At 61.9% G+C, this 16,860-nt stretch carries 15 protein-coding genes and 1 riboswitch; of the genes, 5 read left to right on the top strand and 10 right to left on the bottom strand.

Annotated features, from left to right (window positions below; all coding sequences use genetic code 11):
• Positions 1-61: 61 nt before the first annotated feature.
• The 5 genes from rhlE2 to ahcY form a co-directional block, all read right to left on the bottom strand.
• On the bottom strand, positions 62-1,948 hold the full coding sequence (gene rhlE2 / locus AC07OJ_RS13655) for an RNA helicase RhlE2 (protein WP_120450290.1): 1,887 nt from the start codon (positions 1,946-1,948) through the stop codon (positions 62-64).
• Positions 1,949-2,169: 221 nt separating this feature from the next.
• Complete coding sequence (locus AC07OJ_RS13660) at positions 2,170-2,961, bottom strand: substrate-binding periplasmic protein (protein WP_495094654.1); 792 nt, start codon at positions 2,959-2,961, stop codon at positions 2,170-2,172.
• A gap of 63 nt (positions 2,962-3,024) precedes the next feature.
• The gene (locus AC07OJ_RS13665) at positions 3,025-4,107 is read right to left on the bottom strand and encodes a hypothetical protein (RefSeq protein WP_495094655.1); all 1,083 of its coding nucleotides are present in this window, start codon (positions 4,105-4,107) and stop codon (positions 3,025-3,027) included.
• A gap of 83 nt (positions 4,108-4,190) precedes the next feature.
• Positions 4,191-5,036: a methylenetetrahydrofolate reductase [NAD(P)H] gene (metF, locus tag AC07OJ_RS13670; RefSeq protein ID WP_065904866.1), complete on the bottom strand. Its 846-nt coding sequence runs from the start codon at positions 5,034-5,036 to the stop codon at positions 4,191-4,193.
• 165 nt (positions 5,037-5,201) lie between these two features.
• Positions 5,202-6,611: an adenosylhomocysteinase gene (ahcY, locus tag AC07OJ_RS13675; RefSeq protein WP_010207176.1), complete on the bottom strand. Its 1,410-nt coding sequence runs from the start codon at positions 6,609-6,611 to the stop codon at positions 5,202-5,204.
• A 21-nt stretch (positions 6,612-6,632) separates the two neighbouring features.
• A riboswitch (S-adenosyl-L-homocysteine riboswitch) is annotated at positions 6,633-6,738 on the bottom strand.
• A 189-nt stretch (positions 6,739-6,927) separates the two neighbouring features.
• Between ahcY and AC07OJ_RS13680 the strand changes: the two genes are divergently transcribed.
• The 3 genes from AC07OJ_RS13680 to AC07OJ_RS13690 all read left to right on the top strand — a co-directional run bounded on the left by AC07OJ_RS13680 (position 6,928) and on the right by AC07OJ_RS13690 (position 10,327).
• Entirely contained in the window at positions 6,928-7,332 is a 405-nt protein-coding gene (locus AC07OJ_RS13680; protein WP_065904864.1) for an acyl-CoA thioesterase, read from the top strand.
• A 104-nt stretch (positions 7,333-7,436) separates the two neighbouring features.
• Entirely contained in the window at positions 7,437-9,368 is a 1,932-nt protein-coding gene (locus AC07OJ_RS13685) for a patatin-like phospholipase family protein (protein WP_495094656.1), read from the top strand.
• A 71-nt stretch (positions 9,369-9,439) separates the two neighbouring features.
• Positions 9,440-10,327: a formate/nitrite transporter family protein gene (locus AC07OJ_RS13690; RefSeq protein ID WP_065904861.1), complete on the top strand. Its 888-nt coding sequence runs from the start codon at positions 9,440-9,442 to the stop codon at positions 10,325-10,327.
• On the opposite strand, the gene AC07OJ_RS13695 is transcribed toward AC07OJ_RS13690, so the two are convergent.
• Positions 10,321-11,580, bottom strand: coding sequence for a cation:proton antiporter (locus AC07OJ_RS13695; protein WP_065904859.1), 1,260 nt, complete (start codon positions 11,578-11,580; stop codon positions 10,321-10,323). The two genes, AC07OJ_RS13690 and AC07OJ_RS13695, sit on opposite strands and share 7 nt — an antisense overlap.
• A 182-nt stretch (positions 11,581-11,762) precedes the next feature.
• Between AC07OJ_RS13695 and AC07OJ_RS13700 the strand changes: the two genes are divergently transcribed.
• Complete coding sequence (locus AC07OJ_RS13700; RefSeq protein ID WP_065904857.1) at positions 11,763-12,149, top strand: MAPEG family protein; 387 nt, start codon at positions 11,763-11,765, stop codon at positions 12,147-12,149.
• A 275-nt stretch (positions 12,150-12,424) separates the two neighbouring features.
• Here AC07OJ_RS13700 and mltA read toward each other — a convergent pair whose 3' ends face one another.
• Positions 12,425-13,612: a murein transglycosylase A gene (gene mltA, locus AC07OJ_RS13705; RefSeq protein ID WP_495094657.1), complete on the bottom strand. Its 1,188-nt coding sequence runs from the start codon at positions 13,610-13,612 to the stop codon at positions 12,425-12,427.
• 128 nt (positions 13,613-13,740) lie between these two features.
• Here mltA and AC07OJ_RS13710 point away from each other — a divergent pair, with 128 nt between their 5' ends.
• Positions 13,741-14,190: a c-type cytochrome gene (locus AC07OJ_RS13710; protein WP_065904855.1), complete on the top strand. Its 450-nt coding sequence runs from the start codon at positions 13,741-13,743 to the stop codon at positions 14,188-14,190.
• A gap of 6 nt (positions 14,191-14,196) precedes the next feature.
• On the opposite strand, the gene AC07OJ_RS13715 is transcribed toward AC07OJ_RS13710, so the two are convergent.
• From AC07OJ_RS13715 to AC07OJ_RS13725, 3 genes are all read right to left on the bottom strand, one after another.
• Complete coding sequence (locus AC07OJ_RS13715; RefSeq protein WP_065904854.1) at positions 14,197-14,592, bottom strand: DUF1090 domain-containing protein; 396 nt, start codon at positions 14,590-14,592, stop codon at positions 14,197-14,199.
• Positions 14,593-14,662: 70 nt separating this feature from the next.
• Entirely contained in the window at positions 14,663-16,327 is a 1,665-nt protein-coding gene (gene ligB, locus AC07OJ_RS13720) for an NAD-dependent DNA ligase LigB (RefSeq protein WP_495094658.1), read from the bottom strand.
• A 96-nt stretch (positions 16,328-16,423) separates the two neighbouring features.
• Complete coding sequence (locus tag AC07OJ_RS13725; protein ID WP_065904850.1) at positions 16,424-16,774, bottom strand: hypothetical protein; 351 nt, start codon at positions 16,772-16,774, stop codon at positions 16,424-16,426.
• Positions 16,775-16,860 lie beyond the last annotated feature (86 nt).

The raw sequence follows: 16,860 nt of genomic DNA on the forward strand, positions 1-16,860 counted from the left end.
CGAGTCAAAAAAAATGCCCCGTCTCGAAAGAGGCGGGGCATTTTTTGTGGTGCTGTGAAACTCAGCGGTTGCGGGTCAGCAGCGCCGGTTTTTCACCACGAGGACGGCCTGGCAGTTGATCCAACTGCTCCGGTGTCGGGAAGCGGTCGGCTTTCGACTCCTTGTGGATGATCTTCGGCGCCGGGCCACCGCGCGGGTTCTGCACGGCGGGTTCGGACAAGCGTGGCTGGTCGTCACGGGCCGGGCGACGGTTGTTGCTGCGCGAATCATCGCGACGGGCCTGGCCATCACGTGGCGCGCCGTTACGCGGGCCGTTGCGCTTGGCCGGTGGCGTACCGGTGGTGCCGCCGCTGCTGTTGCGCGGACCGTTCTGACGACCGCCCTGTGGCTGGCCGCCACGTGGGGCACCAGCGCCGGCACCTTGCGCCGGGGCGCCTGGGCGACGGCCACGACCCTGGGCCGGTTTGGCCTGGGGCACGTAGTCGACGCGGTTACCGAAGTTATCCACGTCGTCGTCGAGGAACTCGTCCGGGGCGCGGTCGGCTGCAGCGCGTGGTGGCTGGGTCGGCTGGCGCTGTTCGCGGGCCGGGGTGCCTTCACGTGGTTTTTGCTCACGGGCCGGGCGCTCGCCACGGCCGTTGGTAGGCGCTTTTTCCTTGCCGCCCTTGTCCTTGCCCTTGTCGCGACGACCACCGCCACCACCGCCGCCGTTCGGGCCATCGCCCTTCGGACCGCGTGGGTTGCGTGGGTTGCGCACGTCCGGACGCTCGCGCGCTTCTGGCTTTTCAGCCTCGACGGCGCTGGCATCGAAGCCCATCAGGTCGCCGTCGGCGATTTTCTGCTTGGTCATGCGCTCGATGCTTTTCAGCAGTTTTTCTTCGTCCGGTGCAACCAGGGAGATGGCTTCACCCGAACGACCGGCACGGCCGGTACGGCCGATACGGTGCACGTAGTCTTCGTCGACGTTCGGCAGTTCGAAGTTGACCACGTGTGGCAGTTGGTCGATATCCAGGCCGCGGGCGGCGATATCGGTGGCCACCAGGATGCGCACTTCACCGGCCTTGAAATCGGCCAGGGCTTTGGTGCGGGCGTTCTGGCTCTTGTTGCCGTGGATGGCGACGGCGGTGAGGCCGTGCTTGTCCAGGTACTCGGCCAGGCGGTTCGCGCCGTGCTTGGTGCGGGTGAACACCAGTACCTGTTCCCACGCGCCGGCGGTGATCAGGTGGGCCAGCAGCGCACGCTTGTGGCTGGCGGCCAGGCGGAACACGCGTTGTTCGATACGCTCGACCGTGGTGTTCGGCGGCGTGACTTCAATGCGTTCCGGGTTGTGCAGCAGCTTGCCGGCCAGGGCGGTGATGTCGTTCGAGAACGTTGCCGAGAACAGCAGGTTCTGACGTTTGGCCGGCAGGCGTGCGAGGACCTTTTTCACGTCATGGACAAAGCCCATGTCGAGCATGCGGTCTGCTTCGTCCAGCACGAGGATTTCCACGTGGGACAAGTCGACGCTGCCTTGGCCGCACAGGTCGAGCAAGCGACCGGGGCAGGCGACCAGCACGTCGACACCACGGGACATGGCCTGAACCTGTGGGTTCATGCCGACGCCGCCGAAGATGCAGGCGCTGACGAACTTCAGGTCGCGGGCATACAGCTTGAAGCTGTCGTGCACTTGCGCGGCGAGTTCGCGGGTGGGGGTCAGGACCAGTACGCGCGGTTGGCGCGGGCCGTGACGCTGGGATTTGTCCGGGTGACCATTGGGGAACAACCGCTCCAGAATCGGGAGGGCGAAGCCGCCGGTTTTACCAGTACCTGTCTGAGCCGCAACCATCAGGTCGCGACCTTGCAACACGGCGGGAATGGCCCGCTGTTGCACCGGAGTAGGCTCGGTATAGCCCGCTGCCTCGATGGCGCGGACTAAAGCCTCGGAGAGACCGAGGGAAGCAAAGGACATGAGTAATCCTGTTTTAGTTAGGGCTTGGCCCAGAGGGATAATCTTGCCGGGCGCGAATGGCGCTTAGGGGAGCGCAATCCCGTCCGGTCCTGCTGCGTCTGGCGAGCACTCCACCGGCTCGCGCGGGCTGAAAGCTGCGCTGTAGCGGGGTTGGGTGCCTTTTTCAAGACCTCAGCGGCCGGGCGTAAGCCTGGCGGAAAGGCCGGAGTATAACAGAGCAATCACTGCGCGCTGCTTTCCTGCTGCTCAACGGTGTCTCCTGCTGCCGATATGGCCTGGATTCCACCATATTTGGCACTCAAGGCGGCGTAGGCCGGTTCCTGTTTGAAGCGCCTGAGCTCGGCGGCAAAGCGCTGCACCAGCAGGTCCATGCCCGCACCCCGGCGCACGGCCAGGAACTGCGGCTGGCGGCTGACCACGACCTGGGCCTGGCTGACCTTGCCTTCCAGGCCCAAGGCCTTGATCACGTGCTGGCCGACCCGGCGGTCGGTGATCACCAGGTCGATGCGCCCGAGCATCAATTTGCCGAAGTTGGCCTCATGGCTGGGCGCCGCTTCGCGGTTGAACAGCGCGGAATCGCTGAACGGCTCGCCGTACAGGTAGCCTGGCGAGGTGCCGATGGTCAGGCCGCGCAGGTCCTCAAGGCTTTGGGCCGGGTGCGGCCGTTCGTTGGCGTAGAACAGGGTGAACTCGACTTGTGACAGCGGTTCGCTGGGGTAGAGCAGCAGCGCGTCGCGCTCATGGCTGTGGAAAATATCCAGCGCGCCGTCGGCCTGGCCCTGGTCAAGCATGGCCAGGCAGCGCTTCCAGGGCAGGAATTGCCACTCTACATCGACCCCCAGGCGCTGGAACACGATCACCGTGGTGTCGTAGTCCAGTCCCTGCATGGCGCCGCGTTCTTCGTACACATAGGGTGCCCAGGGCTCGGTGACAATGCGCAGTTTCTCGCCATAAGCGGCCAGGCTCAGGCAAGTGAAAAGGGCAGCGGTCGCAAGCTTCAGGATCACGGGCATACCCTGAGGTTACGACGCTCCTGCGCTAAAGAGAAGCTCTGGCACACGCATCTGCAGGCGGTATCAATGCGTCTGCGAACTCATCAGGTGCTCGTAGATGGCGGTACGCCGCTCACCGAGAATCAGGCGCACCAACGGGTTGGCGAACCAGTGCTCCAGCTGGTGTGCATCGACCGGGCGCTGCTGGCGCTCTTCCTGATTCTGGCGCGCCTTGTCCCACCAAACCGGGCCACATGCCTGGTCGAACTCGTTTTGGTGCTCGTAGCACCCGTAGAGAATCTCGCGGATGAACTGCTGCTTGCGCTTGGGCAGGGCCAGGGTGATCAGCTTGTACATCAGGCGCTGCAGGCGTGGCGGGCGCGGCAAGTGGGCGGAGACCTTGCGTGTGTCGGCCAGGGCCAGGGTGCTGATGGGGCTGGCGCTGTGCTTGGTGATCCACGCCTTGACCTTGGCCCGGAACAGCTGTTTGCGGCTCCAGTAATGGTGGATCAGGTCCGGGCATTGGCGCACGTTGACCTGGCGGTAGGCGGCAACCGACAGGCAGAACTCTTCCAGGGTGTAGGCGCCGAGAGCCATCGGGAACAGTTCGTCCATCAGCGCAATCGACTGGTCCAGCAGGTGCGCGTCCTGGCGTGCCAGGCCCATTACCCCGGAGTTGAGCAGCCACATGTTGTCGTCGGCCAGGCCTTTTTCGCTCAGGTACGGCGCGAGCGCTTCGTACAGCACGCTTTCGCGGTTATCGCCGTACTTGGCGTGGAAGGCGTTGCACAGCAGGGTGCCGGGCGCGACGCGCTCGAACAGGGCCATGGGCGAGTCGTGGAAAAACGTATCGGTGTCGATCAGCAGTGCCCGCTCCGCCGTTTCCAGGACTTCGCGCAACAGCACGTGCTTGGTGCGGAAATGGTAGCCGTGAGGTTCGCTCCAGCGTTTACGCGTGGCCTCATCCAGCGTGTGGACCTGCACCGGCAGGCCGTCGTAGGGCGCCGGGTTGTCGCTGAACACCTGGATGTCCAGGGGCAGGTCCTCGGTTGCGCCCAGCTGCGCCAGGGCACTGGCGATGCTGAATACCGCTTCCTGATGATAGGTCTCGGCGCCGAATACCAGGTAAACCAGCTGCGGGCGGGGAGTCGGGGACGCTGTATTCATTTACTGCAGGCTTCCATTCCGGGGAGATGTGAACAAAAAAAGCCCTCGTATAAACGAGGGCCTGGGTGCAGCTCGGTCAGACCTCAGCGCGGCAGCTTGAGGTTGTTCCAGATTGCAAGGCTCGGCTCAGCCTGGTTAAGCGTATAGAAGTGCAGCCCGGGTGCGCCACCTTGCAGCAATTCTTCGCACATGCTGCTGATGACCTGTTCGCCGAACGCCTGGATGCTCTTGACGTCGTCGCCGTAGGCTTCCAGTTGCTTGCGGATCCAGCGTGGGATCTCGGCACCGCACGCGTCGGAGAAGCGTGCCAGCTTGCTGTAGTTGGTGATCGGCATGATGCCTGGCACGATCGGGATGTTCACACCCATGGCCCGCACGCGCTCGACGAAGTAGAAGTAGCTGTCGGCGTTGAAGAAGTACTGGGTGATCGCGCTGTCGGCGCCGGCGTTGGCCTTGCGCACGAAATTCTGCAGATCGTCTTCGAAGTTGCGCGCCTGGGGGTGCATCTCCGGGTAAGCCGCCACTTCGATATGGAAGTGATCGCCGCTTTCTTCACGGATGAAACTCACCAGGTCGTTGGCGTAGCGCAGCTCACCGCTGGCCATGCCCATGCCGGATGGCAGGTCGCCACGCAAGGCGACGATGCGCTTGATGCCGGCTTGCTGGTATTGGGTCAGCAGGCCGCGCAGGTCGGCCTTGCTGTCGCCCACGCACGACAAGTGCGGAGCGGCGGGAATGTTGGCTTCGCTTTCCAGCTGCAGCACGGTGTTGATCGTGCGGTCACGGGTCGAGCCGCCGGCGCCGTAGGTGCAGGAGAAGAAGTCAGGGTTGTAGCTGGCCAGTTGCTTGGCAACGGCCATCAGTTTTTCATGTCCAGCATCGGTCTTGGTCGGGAAGAACTCGAAGCTGTAGCGACGGTCTTGGGACATGTGAGGTCTCCAGCTGCAAGTTGCAAGCCTCAAGCTGCAAGAGGGCGGTGTGCCTGTTCTTGCAGCTTGGAGCTCGCAGCTGGTAGCTGCTTAAAGAGCAATGAAGTAGCAAGCCCTCGGCACAAGCGCATTTCTTGACGCTTGCCGCTGAAAGCTTGCCGCTGCTTAGTAGCGGTAAGCGTGCGGCTTGAACGGACCTTCGACGGTCACGCCGATGTAGTCGGCCTGGGTCTTGGTCAGTTGAGTCACGACGCCACCGAAGCCGCGGACCATTTCCAGGGCCACTTCTTCGTCGAGTTTCTTCGGCAGTACTTCCACGGTCAGGCGCTCGGCTTTCTGGGCAGGCGACAGGTCGGCGTATTTCTGGCCGAACAGGAAGATCTGGGCCAGAACCTGGTTGGCGAACGAGCCATCCATGATGCGGCTTGGGTGGCCGGTGGCGTTGCCCAGGTTAACCAGGCGGCCTTCAGCCAGCAGGATCAGGTAGTCATCGTTCTGCGGGTCGAAATCGCCAGCGCCGGTACGGTGAACCTTGTGTACCTGTGGCTTCACTTCTTCCCACGCCCAGTTCTTGCGCATGAAAGCAGTGTCGATTTCGTTGTCGAAGTGACCGATGTTGCACACTACGGCGCGCTTTTTCAGGGCCTTGAGCATGTTCGCATCGCAAACATTGACGTTACCGGTGGTGGTCACGATCAGGTCGATCTTGCCCAACAGGGCTTTGTCGATGCTCGCTTCGGTGCCGTCGTTCTGGCCGTTGATGAACGGCGAAACCACTTCGAAACCGTCCATGCAGGCTTGCATGGCGCAGATCGGATCGACTTCGGACACCTTGACGATCATGCCTTCCTGACGCAGGGACTGGGACGAACCCTTGCCCACGTCACCGTAGCCGATCACCAGGGCTTGCTTGCCCGACAGCAGGTGGTCGGTGCCGCGCTTGATGGCATCGTTCAGGCTGTGACGGCAGCCGTACTTGTTGTCGTTCTTGCTCTTGGTCACCGAGTCGTTGACGTTGATGGCCGGGATTTTCAGCTCGCCCTTGGCCAGCATGTCCAGCAGGCGGTGTACGCCGGTGGTGGTTTCTTCGGTCACGCCGTGGACGCGGTCGAGGATCTGCGGGTACTTCTTGTGCAGGAGCTCGGTCAGGTCGCCGCCGTCGTCGAGGATCATGTTGGCGTCCCATGGCTTGCCATCCTTGAGGATGGTTTGCTCCAGGCACCACTCGTACTCTTCTTCGGTCTCGCCTTTCCAGGCGAACACGGCGATACCGGCAGCAGCGATAGCGGCAGCGGCCTGGTCTTGAGTCGAGAAGATGTTGCAGGACGACCAGCGTACTTCGGCACCCAGGGCAACCAGGGTCTCGATCAGCACGGCAGTCTGGATGGTCATGTGGATGCAGCCGAGGATCTTCGCGCCCTTGAGCGGTTGCTCAGCGGCGTACTTGCGACGCAGGCCCATCAGCGCAGGCATTTCGGATTCGGCGATAAAGGTTTCGCGACGGCCCCAGGCAGCGAGGGACATGTCGGCGACTTTGTAGTCGTTGAAATCTGCAGGCGTGTTTACAGCGCTCATGAAGAGCCTCCATTCGTAGTGTGCGAATGGGCGCCGTTGTGCGTTTAGTATCCAGCTGGCTAACCAGGCCGGACAACGCCCCATCCGAGCCTGACAGGTTGAACCTGCTGCAGCGCCCCTCGGACAGGTGGCGGGAGAACGGTAGTAGCCGTTCTGAAATCGGGGGCGATTATAGCTGTCTTTGTCCGGCTAGTGGCAAGCAACAAGCTACAAGCGGCAAGTAAGAGCGAATCGGCTACTACTTGCAGCTTGTCGCTTAAAACTTGAAGCTGGGGGCCACAACCCAATCGCCAAACATCTCAAACCTGGAGTCCCCATGAACTTCCACACCCGCAAATGGGTAAAACCCGAAGACCTCAACCCCAACGGCACCCTGTTCGGTGGCAGCCTGTTGCGCTGGATCGACGAAGAAGCGGCAATCTATGCGATTGTCCAGTTGGGCAACCAGCGCGTGGTGACCAAGTACATCTCCGAAATCAACTTCGTCAGTGCCTCGCGCCAGGGCGACATCATCGAGCTGGGCATCACCGCCACCGAATTCGGCCGCACCTCGATCACCCTGACCTGTGAAGTGCGCAACAAGATCACCCGTAAAAGCATCCTCACCGTCGAGAAAATGGTCTTCGTCAACCTCGGTGAAGATGGCCTGCCAGCGCCTCACGGCCGTACGGAAATCAAGTACGTCAAGGACCAGTTCCAGGAGGATGGCATCCAGGAATAACTGCATGCCCACCGGTTTGGTTTCTGTTACCTGATTGTTCCGGTTGGATCTTTCCCAGGCGCTGTCATCACTCAGCACTACACCCCCGCAGAGTGAGTCAGCGCATGAAAGTGCTCAATCCGGTCAATCCCGTTCAGTTTCTCTCGCCTGGAGATGTCAGTACCCGCGTCGATCACACCGCGAAGATGTTACGGGTGGAGGGCGGCGGCGCGCGCAATCTGATCCTCCAGCGCGATCCCCATGGGCGTGTGGAGGTGACATTGTCGCGGCCGCCCATCACGCATTTGGTGCTCAGCGGTGGTGGCGCCAAGGGGGTTGCCTTTTCGGGGGTGGTGCAGGCACTCGAGGACGCCCGGAAGCTGGAAGGCATCCAGGTGATTTCCGGCTCATCCGCCGGTGCGATTTCTGCGGCATTGATTGCCAGTGGAATGAGTGCCGCAGCCTTCGATGGACTGTCGGACAACATCAGTCTGCCAACCTTGCTGAACAGCAAAGACCCTGTGACGGCCTGGTTGCAGGACGCCAGTTCGACACTGGGCAAATACCTCGGGTACTTGCCGGGCCCGGTCGGCAATATTTCCCAGTTGCTGATGACCCTGCTGCCGCGCCTGAAAACCGATGCCGCCCCGCTGGAGGACATGATCCGCGACGAGTCGCGCAAGGCGCTTCTTGGTCATATTGCCGACACTCCCAGAGAAACCCGGCCTGCCGACGTCATGCGCATTGCTGACAAGCTCAGTGCTGGTGGCGCGCCGACGTTTGCCGACCTTGAGGTGTTAAGCCGCAGTATTGCAGCGGTCAAGCAACTCAATATCACCGGCACGGGCATGTTTGGAGGGCGTCCACAGTTGGTAGTGTTCAACAGCAGTTTGACGCCGGACATGGATATTGCCCGCGCTGCGCGTATTTCGGGTTCGTTGCCGGCACTGTTCAAAAGCCCTGTGGAACAGGGGCATGGCTTCCAGATGGCGATAGAATCCACGACCTTTCAGGACGGTGGCCTGATGCTCAATACGCCAGCGCCAGGCGTGGTGGACCGATTGTTTGCCGAGAGCCTCCTGAGCAAGCCCGAGTCGCTGATCATCAAATTCGAACCTGACTCCGCCGAGGAGCCTGCCCAAAGTGGCAGTTTTTTCAGCAGCTTGGTCGACTGCATTACGGGAACGCCACATTCGGCTGCCGAGGCTTACCAGGATAATAGGCTCAAGGCATTTGCCGACCAGACGCTGGTGTCGCCACTGAAGACCGAACAGGGAGATTTTCGCGGCCTGTTCAACGGGACGGTCAACTTCACCATGAAGGATGAGCACAAGCAGCACCTGCAGGAAAGGACCCGTGAAACGGTGGCTGGGCACCTGCAGAATCTGGCCTCGACGAGGGAGTCTCACTCGTTCGGTTCGCTGGATGCGGCGGTGCTGGCGATGGATGATGAAACACTGGCCAGTGTGCAGACGGCATTGCAGGCAGACAGCGCCGCAGCCAGTGTGCTGATGTTTCGAGAAGAAGCGAAACAGGCGTTGCGCGCGCTGGACCATGCGATTACAGAGGTCGATAAGTCGCATGCTGGCTTGCTGTTCACACCGAAGCTGTCGTCGGCAGTGCGCAATCTGGAAGCACTTGCCCGAAGTCCCGAGCAATTGGAGTGGTTGGGACGGCGCTTGAATGACCCAGGCCAGCGAAATTTTCAGCGATTGCTGCAAGTGGCTGCTAATCAGGGCTCCGGCGATGTACCGTCCGCTTCCAGGGTCATGGCTTGCGCTGTTGCCGAAATGAAACGTCGCGATATCGCGGTGAGTGCCGAGAGCTTTACACGAGAGGTTATCTACCCGTCACTGTTCCGACCTGGCCAGCCGGCATCCAATGTCGAACTGTTGCAGCGCGCGGCACGAGACTTGGCCAAGGCCACCGCGCCGCAGGCGTTCAATCGTGTGCTTGATGATCTCAGCGAACATTACCAGGCGCGCAACACGCCATGGAGTATGTCTTCCAGTGACACTACTGTGGAGATGGCCAAGGCCTGGCGCAAACGGGTTTAGTTGCCTGGCCACTGAACAGCTACTGTGCCGGCATGTCGTAGCTACAGGCACCCCTCGGACTCTGGTACATCATGGCCACTCAAGCAGACGGCAAGACCCCCAACCTGTCGCAGGAAGAGCAACAGGACGTAGACAAGAACCAACCCCCCCGCGCGGCGGTGTTGCATGAAATCATCCGCACCCAGGGCGACCAGGAACTGGAGCGCAGCGTCGCCGCCTTGTGGTGGTCGGCGCTCGCTGCCGGCCTGACCATGGGACTGTCGCTGATGGCGATGGGCTTGCTCAACTCGCGTCTGCCAGATGGCGAAGCCTTCAAGGTCATCGCCAGCTTCGGCTACTGCGCGGGCTTCCTTGCGGTGATCCTGGCGCGCCAGCAATTGTTCACCGAAAACACCCTGACTGCCGTGCTGCCGGTGATGAGCAAACCTACGCTGGGCAACGCGGGACGCCTGCTGCGCTTATGGACAGTCGTGCTGGTCGGCAACCTGTGCGGCACCCTGCTGGTGGCGTATGTGATGCTGCACCTGCCGATCTTCGATACCAAGACCGACCTGGCCTTCCTCGAAATCGGCCGCAAGATCATGGAAAACGACGCCGGCCAGATGTTTGCAAAAGGCATCGTTTCCGGTTGGATGATCGCGACCATGGTGTGGATGATCCCCTCCATGGAAAGCGCCAAGATGTGGATCATTATCCTGATCACTTACCTGATGGCGCTGGGGGACTTCACCCATATCGTCGTCGGTTCGGCCGAGGTTTCGTACCTGGTGTTTGCCGGCGAATTGCCGTGGAAAGACTTCTGGCTGGTGTTTGCCGGCCCGACCCTGGCCGGCAATATCATCGGCGGCAGCTTTATCTTTGCGTTGATCAGTCACGCGCAGATCCGCAGTGAAAGCAGCTTGCCGGGAAAAACCGCTGCGGACCCGAGGCATCCGCAGCAGATCAACAAGGATCAGTGAGGCTCGGGCGTGGCTTGGGGCTCGTCCCGAGTCACGCGCTTGACCAGCCTGCCGATGCTCAACCCCTGCAACAGGATCGACGACAGCACCACGATGTAGGTGATGCTCAGCAGCAGGTCGCGCTCCGGGCCGAGCGGCAAGGCCAGTGCCAGCGCTACCGAAACCCCGCCGCGCAAGCCGCCCCAGGTCAGGATGCGGATGGTCCCGCGTGGCACCGTGCGCCAGCGGCGCAGCAGCAGGATCGCCGGAGCAACGGTCAGCAGGCGTGACAGCAGGATTGCTACGGCCAGGAGGCTGGCAGCGAAGACGTGCAGCCAGTTGAACGGCAACAGCAGCAGCTCCATGCCGATCAGCGCGAACAGCAGCGCGTTGAGCATGTCATCGAGCAGTTCCCAGAAGCCATCCAGATAGCGACGGGTCATGTCGTTCATCGCCAGCTTGCGCCCCAGGTTGCCGATGATCAGACCGGCCACCACCATCGCAATCGGCGCCGAGACGTGCAGTTCGGTGGCCATCGCCGAACCGCCGATGACCAGGGCGAGGGTAAGCATCACTTCGATCTGGTGCTGCTCGATGCTCTTGATCATCAGGTACACGAGGTAGCCGATCAGGCCACCAAACACCACGCCGCCAATCGCCTCATGGGCAAACAGCATCGCGGTAGCGCCTACGGTCGGCGTTTCGCCCAGCTGTGCAATACCCAGTAAAACCGTAAACACCACCACCGCCGTGCCGTCGTTGAACAGTGACTCGCCGACGATCGTGGTTTTCAGCGGTTTGGAGGCGTTCGCGGTACGCAGCACGCCCAAGACTGCAATCGGGTCGGTGGGTGAGATCAGCGCGCCGAACAGCAGGCAGTAGAGGAAGCTCACGTGCCAGCCAAACAGCGCGAAGATGTAGTACGCCAGGCTGCCGATCACCACGGTGGCAATCAACACGCCGAACGTTGCCAGCAGGCCGATGGGCCAGCGGTAGCTGCGCAGGTCGTTGAGGTTGACGTGCAGGGCGCCGGCGAACAGCAGGAACGACAGCATCCAGTTCATCAGCAAATCGCCGAAGTCGATCTGGCCGATCAGTTGCTGGATACGTTCCTCCAGGCCCGGGTAGCCGAGCACGCTCAGGCCTTGCAGGATCAGCGAAAACAGCAGGGCCGTGACCATCACGCCGATGGTGGGTGGCAGGCCGATAAAACGGAAGTTCACATAGGTGAGCAGGGTGGTGAGGCAGATGAAGGCGGCGACAAGTTCAAGCATCCGGGGTCCTTGGAGGTTGGGTGGCAGTTCTTTGGTGCATGGGTGGACCGCAGGGCGGGCATGAGGTTGCACAGCGCGATAGAACCTTTCGGTGCGCGGCGTGCTCATAGCCGGTAAGTGCGGTTTGCTAGGTTTAGTGCTAAAACTCTAATTTCTGTTTAAAACTACAAAAGGAATCAGTGATGACGGTGGCTTTCTGGTGTGTGTTGATAGCGATTTTCCTGCCTTACCTGTGCACAGGGGTGGCCAAGTTCAGCGGCGGCAAATTCGGCCCGCGGCAGAATCATGATCCGCGCGCTTTTCTGGATACCCTCGACGGCTTCGCCAAGCGCGCCCACAACGCACAGCTAAACAGCTTTGAGGTGACACCCGCCTTCGCGGCGGCGGTGATTATCGCCCACCTTGCCGGGACTGCGTCGTTGGTGACCATCAATGTGCTGGCGGTGCTGTTTATCACGAGTCGCCTGTTGTACATCATCTGCTACGTCGCCGACTGGGCAATGCTGCGTTCGCTGGTGTGGTTTGTAGGAATGGTATTGATCGCGAGCTTCTTCTTCGTCTCGATCTAAGGCGTAGCCCGGCCCTCTGTTGTGGCCGGGCTTACTGTGGCAAGCGGGCTGCTGTGGCAAGCCCGCCTACTGTGGCGAGCGGGCTTGCCCCGCGTTGGGGCGCGAAGCGGCCCTAGTCGGCACGCCGAGTTCTTTCAGAAGGAACTCGGCGCCTGTTGTCAGGGCTGCTTCGCACCCCAACGCGGGGCAAGCCCGCTCGCCACAGTAAGTCCGCTCCCCACGACAGGCCTTATCCCCACGACAAGCCCGTTTCCACATTTGACCTTCAGTGTTCCTCAGGTACCCGCGGGTGCATCCGGCACGTGCGGCAACGCCGCGCCTTTGGGCCACAGCATCCAGATCTGGCCTTGCTGCTTCATATTTCCCGCCAACTCGCCTGCCGCATCACCCGTGCCCCAGAACAGATCCGCGCGCACTTCGCCGGTGATTGCACCGCCGGTGTCCTGTGCGGCGACGGGACGTGCCAATGCCGAGCCGTCGGGCGTGGTGGTCGACAGCCACAACAGGCTGCCCAGCGGGATCACCTTGCGATCCACCGCCACGCTGTAGCCTGCCGTCAGCGGCACGTTCAGCGAACCGCGCGGACCTTCATTGCTGTCGGGACGGGCGCTGAAGAACACGTAGCTGGGGTTGCTCGCGAGCAGTTCCGGGATTCGCTCCGGGTGCGCCTTGGCCCAAGCGCTGATGGCGCCCATGGTCACTGCTTCTTTCTTCAACTCGCCTTGCTCCACCAGCCAGCGGCCGATAGGACGATAGGGGTAGCCGTTCTGGTCGCCATAACCAACGCGCAGTTGGCGCCCGTCCTTGAGTTGAATGCGGCCCGAGCCCTGGATCTGCAGAAATTGCAGGTCCATCGGGTTGGTCAGCCAGGCAATCGGCTTGGCGCTGGAGCCTTGGCCGTTGATGGCGCTGGCATCGTCATAGGGCTTGAGCACGCGGCCTTCGAGGCGACCGCGCAGGCGCTTGCCCTTGAGTTCCGGATAGATGCTTTCCAGATTGACGATGATCAGGTCATCCGGCACGCCATACACGGGCACATGGGCGGTGGCAGTCTTGGTCAGGCTGCCGGGGTAGACCGGTTCGTAGTAGCCGGTGATCAGGCCATTGGGGGTGTCGTCGGCCGAGCGCAGGCCGAATACATCCAGGCGTTCTTTGAGAAAACCACGCACCGCCACGGCATTGCCCGGCACGGTGACCGCTGCGGCACAGGTCGCGCCCCAGATCGGGTCGGCCTTGAGGCTTTGGCAGGCGCTGCGCCAGGCTTCAAAGCCGGCCAGCAGGTCGCTGTCGGACACCGCCGGCAGGGCTTCCCATGGCGCGCTCACGTAGGTGGCTACGGCATGGGGTTTGGCCACTTCCTCTGTTTTGTTGGCGTCTTTACCGCCATCACAGCCGGCCAGCAGTGCAGCAATCGGCAGAGCCCACGCCAGGCGGCGGCTCCAGGTTTTCAGCACGACATTCATAAACGCAATTCCTGAAGCGATTGCCCGCGCTGTAGCGCAGCCGGGCAACCCTTATTATTAATAGGGCTATTGGTCTTTACGGGCGGGGCGAGGATACTGGCCGCCGTTTCCCGTGACCCTGAGCCATCATGACTTTTAAAAAACTGACGGTTGTATTGCTGGCCTGCGTGGCCTTGTCCGCCTGTGGCGGCGTCGATCCAAATTCCCCGCTGGGCCAGCGCAAGGCGATTTTCAAGCAGATGCTCAAGACCGGCGAGGACCTGGGCGGCATGTTGCGTGGACGCATCCCGTTCGACGGCGCGAAGTTTGCCGAAGGCGCGGTCAAGCTCGATGCGTTGTCGCATGAACCGTGGAAGCACTTCCCGAGCGTGCGCGAAGAAGATCACACCAGCGCCAAGGACGACGTATGGCAACAACAGGCACGCTTCCAGGAACTGGCCCGCAACCTGGAAGCGGCCACCGGTGAACTGGTGGTCGCCAGCCAGGTCCAGCCGTACAAGGCCAGCAACCTTGGGCCTGCGGTGCAGAAAGTCGAAGATGCCTGCAGCGCCTGCCATAAGCAGTTTCGCGATCACTGACCGGCGTTATTCGTCGAGTTGTTCCACGGCGTCCTGCAGTTCTTTGCGCGACTGGGCGAGCTTGTCCTTACGCTTGTTGATTTTCTCGGCATCGCCCTTTTTCATCGCCTTGTCGAGGTCAGCCTGACGGCGGCTGACTTCGTGCTTGGCGTCGAGCACCTTGTTTTCGCGCTCCTTCCTCAAGGAGGCGTCGGTGCAGTTGGCAGTGACTTCGCTCAGGGCTTTTTCCAGGCCGGCCTGTTGCGCGCTGTTGCCATGCGCCTTGGCTTGTTCGATCTGGGCGCTGATGGCCTGGCGCTTGGCGGCGCAGCCGGTGAGGGGGGCAACTTCTTCGGCCGCCAGCAGTGGCGTGGCCATGCAGCTTGCGACAGTCAACAAGACAAAAGGGGCGAGAAATTTCATGTGGGACTCCAAAGTCGCAATCTGGCAGCAGGATGAATTCTGCCGCCGTTCAAAGGTGGCCAGGCCGGGTTCAAAACCCGTCTATCCCGGCCACGCGTAGTGTTTCAGCCAAAGCCTGTACGTGCGGATCGCGGAAAAAAGCGCTCAGTTGCGCTGCGCGACCCGGGCCGATGCCATCGGTGGCCTGCCAGGCCTGGGTGTCTTTGGCGGCCAGTGTCTGCCAGCCGCCTTCCAGGTTGTTACGTGCCGCAGGCGGTATGCCCAGGGCCTTGAGCCATTGGGCGAAGGGCCGTTGCCGCGCGCTGTGCAGGCTGTCGAGCACCCGCGCACGGCTGCGATCGCCGAAGCCATCAATGTTAGCAAGCTCTGCTGCGTCCAGGGTTAACCAATCGAGAAAGCCTGCGATTAGACCGGCCTGGATCAATATGTTCCAGGTCTCGCGGCCGATATGGGGCAAGGCCAGGCCTTGATCACCGCTGAGCCAGGTGAGCCGCGCCAGCAGTTGTTCCTCGCAGCCGGGGTCCAGCTGCCAGCAGCTCAAGGCGTGGAAGTCCAGAGGGTCCGGGACCGGCAGGTCGACCCGGGTGGTGTTGCGCATGATCACTTGGTCCAACCGTGGGATGATCTGGCCCGCCAGGCTGATGGCGACCTGATCGCCAGGGCGGATGTCCAGTGCTTGCCAGCGTTTCAGCGAGCCGACGTTGACACGGTTGATCTGCCGGTCATCCAGCCGCACGGGCTCGAGTTCGAGCATGGGGGTGATGCGCCCGGTACGGCCGATCTTGAACCGCACGTTGCGCACCAGTGCCAGGGCCTTGGCCGCCGGGTACTTCCAGGCGACCGCCCAGTACGGCGTGCTGGCCTGCCAGCGCTCGGCGGGTGCGCGCTGCGCCTGGTGCAGCACCACGCCATCACTGGCGAAGGGCAGGGGATGGTTGTACCAATAGGCGCGCCAGTGTGCGGCGTGGGTAATGTCCTGGATGGGCTGGCTGTAGCGCTGGCTGTCGGTGAAACCCCAGCGTGCCAGGCTGGCGAGGCGCTCGTTGAACGCGGCCGGGCCGTCGGGCCAGGCCCAGATGAACACCCCGATGCCGGCGGCTTCGATGTCGCTCAAGTGTTTGCGGTTCATCAGCCCAGCCACTTTGCTGCGGGCATTGAGCCCGCCATGTGCCGACTGCACGTGGTCGTCGAGGCGCCAGTAGAGTTCGCCTTGCAGCACCAGGTCGAGGGGCTCCGGCAGCTGCTGGACAATGGCGGGGATCTTGAGCGCCGAGGCTGACCAGTCCTGGCCGAGCAGGCCATCGCCACGGCTGATGACCCGGCTCAGCCGACCCTGGCGGTACACCAATGTCACCGCCACGCCATCGACCTTGGGTTGTATCCACACCTCCTGGCGCGTGCCGAGCCAGGTGCCGACTGCCTGTTCATCCAGCAGTTTTGCCAGGCCGGTATGGGCGACCGGGTGAGCCAGGGTGCCGCGTGCGCTGGCCAGTGGGTTGTCGGGCTTTGCCGTGGGTTGGGGGAAACATTCGCGCCATTGCGCGAGGCGTTGGCGAGCCTGGTCGTAGAGTTCATCACTGACGGGGGAATGGCCGAGCCGGTGATAGCTGTCATCCCACTGGCGGATCTGTTCGGCCAGGGTGCCGAGTTGGGTCCGGGCTTCAGCCGGGCAGCCGTCAGCCCAGGCTGAAAAGGTCAGCGTGCTGAGCAGCAGCGCAATCAGTAAGCGCGTCATGAGCATTCCTTGCTCGTAAAGGGCGCCCAGCCTAAGTGATCCAGGCAGGCACAAAAAAGCCCCGGCAGTGCGGGGCTTTTTACCGGGTGTTTCCAGTTACTTGAACAGACCGCCCAAGGCTTTCACGGCGTCATTCTTATCAGCCTTGGCCTCCTGGGTTTGCTGCTTGGCGTCGGCCTTGGCCTGGGTTTCAGCAAGTTTGTTACAGCCTTTGTTGATCTGCTCCTGCGCCGCTTTGAAGGCCTTCACTTTCAGGTTGTCTTTCTGGGCTTCGGCTGCATCGATCTTGGCTTGCAGGTCCGCGGATTGCTTCTGGCAGTCGCCGGAGTTGCCGCCACCCAGTTGGGACGTCAGCGCGCCACTCAGTGCGCTCAGGTCGGCGGATTGGGCCGGCAGGGCGAACAGGCTGAGCAGAAGGGCGGCAGGGGCGAGCGTGGAGATGCGCATGAAAAACCTCAATGTTCGATTGCCTGCGCGCTGATCGATCCCGGGCTGGCGCAGGGCAATATCCAAATAAGGTAGAGGGCCCGAGA

The sequence above is a fragment of the Pseudomonas sp. GW821-FHT09C08 genome (genome assembly GCF_059418125.1).

Coding starts and splice junctions, on each gene's coding strand:
- AC07OJ_RS13660 (WP_495094654.1), bottom strand. CDS start 2,961: ATGCCCGTGATCCTGAAGCTTGCGACCGCTGCCCTTTTCACTTGCCTG.
- AC07OJ_RS13680 (WP_065904864.1), top strand. CDS start 6,928: ATGAACTTCCACACCCGCAAATGGGTAAAACCCGAAGACCTCAACCCC.
- AC07OJ_RS13700 (WP_065904857.1), top strand. CDS start 11,763: ATGACGGTGGCTTTCTGGTGTGTGTTGATAGCGATTTTCCTGCCTTAC.
- ahcY (WP_010207176.1), bottom strand. CDS start 6,611: ATGAGCGCTGTAAACACGCCTGCAGATTTCAACGACTACAAAGTCGCC.
- mltA (WP_495094657.1), bottom strand. CDS start 13,612: ATGAATGTCGTGCTGAAAACCTGGAGCCGCCGCCTGGCGTGGGCTCTG.
- ligB (WP_495094658.1), bottom strand. CDS start 16,327: ATGACGCGCTTACTGATTGCGCTGCTGCTCAGCACGCTGACCTTTTCA.
- metF (WP_065904866.1), bottom strand. CDS start 5,036: ATGTCCCAAGACCGTCGCTACAGCTTCGAGTTCTTCCCGACCAAGACC.
- AC07OJ_RS13710 (WP_065904855.1), top strand. CDS start 13,741: ATGACTTTTAAAAAACTGACGGTTGTATTGCTGGCCTGCGTGGCCTTG.
- rhlE2 (WP_120450290.1), bottom strand. CDS start 1,948: ATGTCCTTTGCTTCCCTCGGTCTCTCCGAGGCTTTAGTCCGCGCCATC.
- AC07OJ_RS13685 (WP_495094656.1), top strand. CDS start 7,437: ATGAAAGTGCTCAATCCGGTCAATCCCGTTCAGTTTCTCTCGCCTGGA.
- AC07OJ_RS13725 (WP_065904850.1), bottom strand. CDS start 16,774: ATGCGCATCTCCACGCTCGCCCCTGCCGCCCTTCTGCTCAGCCTGTTC.
- AC07OJ_RS13665 (WP_495094655.1), bottom strand. CDS start 4,107: ATGAATACAGCGTCCCCGACTCCCCGCCCGCAGCTGGTTTACCTGGTA.
- AC07OJ_RS13715 (WP_065904854.1), bottom strand. CDS start 14,592: ATGAAATTTCTCGCCCCTTTTGTCTTGTTGACTGTCGCAAGCTGCATG.
- AC07OJ_RS13690 (WP_065904861.1), top strand. CDS start 9,440: ATGGCCACTCAAGCAGACGGCAAGACCCCCAACCTGTCGCAGGAAGAG.
- AC07OJ_RS13695 (WP_065904859.1), bottom strand. CDS start 11,580: ATGCTTGAACTTGTCGCCGCCTTCATCTGCCTCACCACCCTGCTCACC.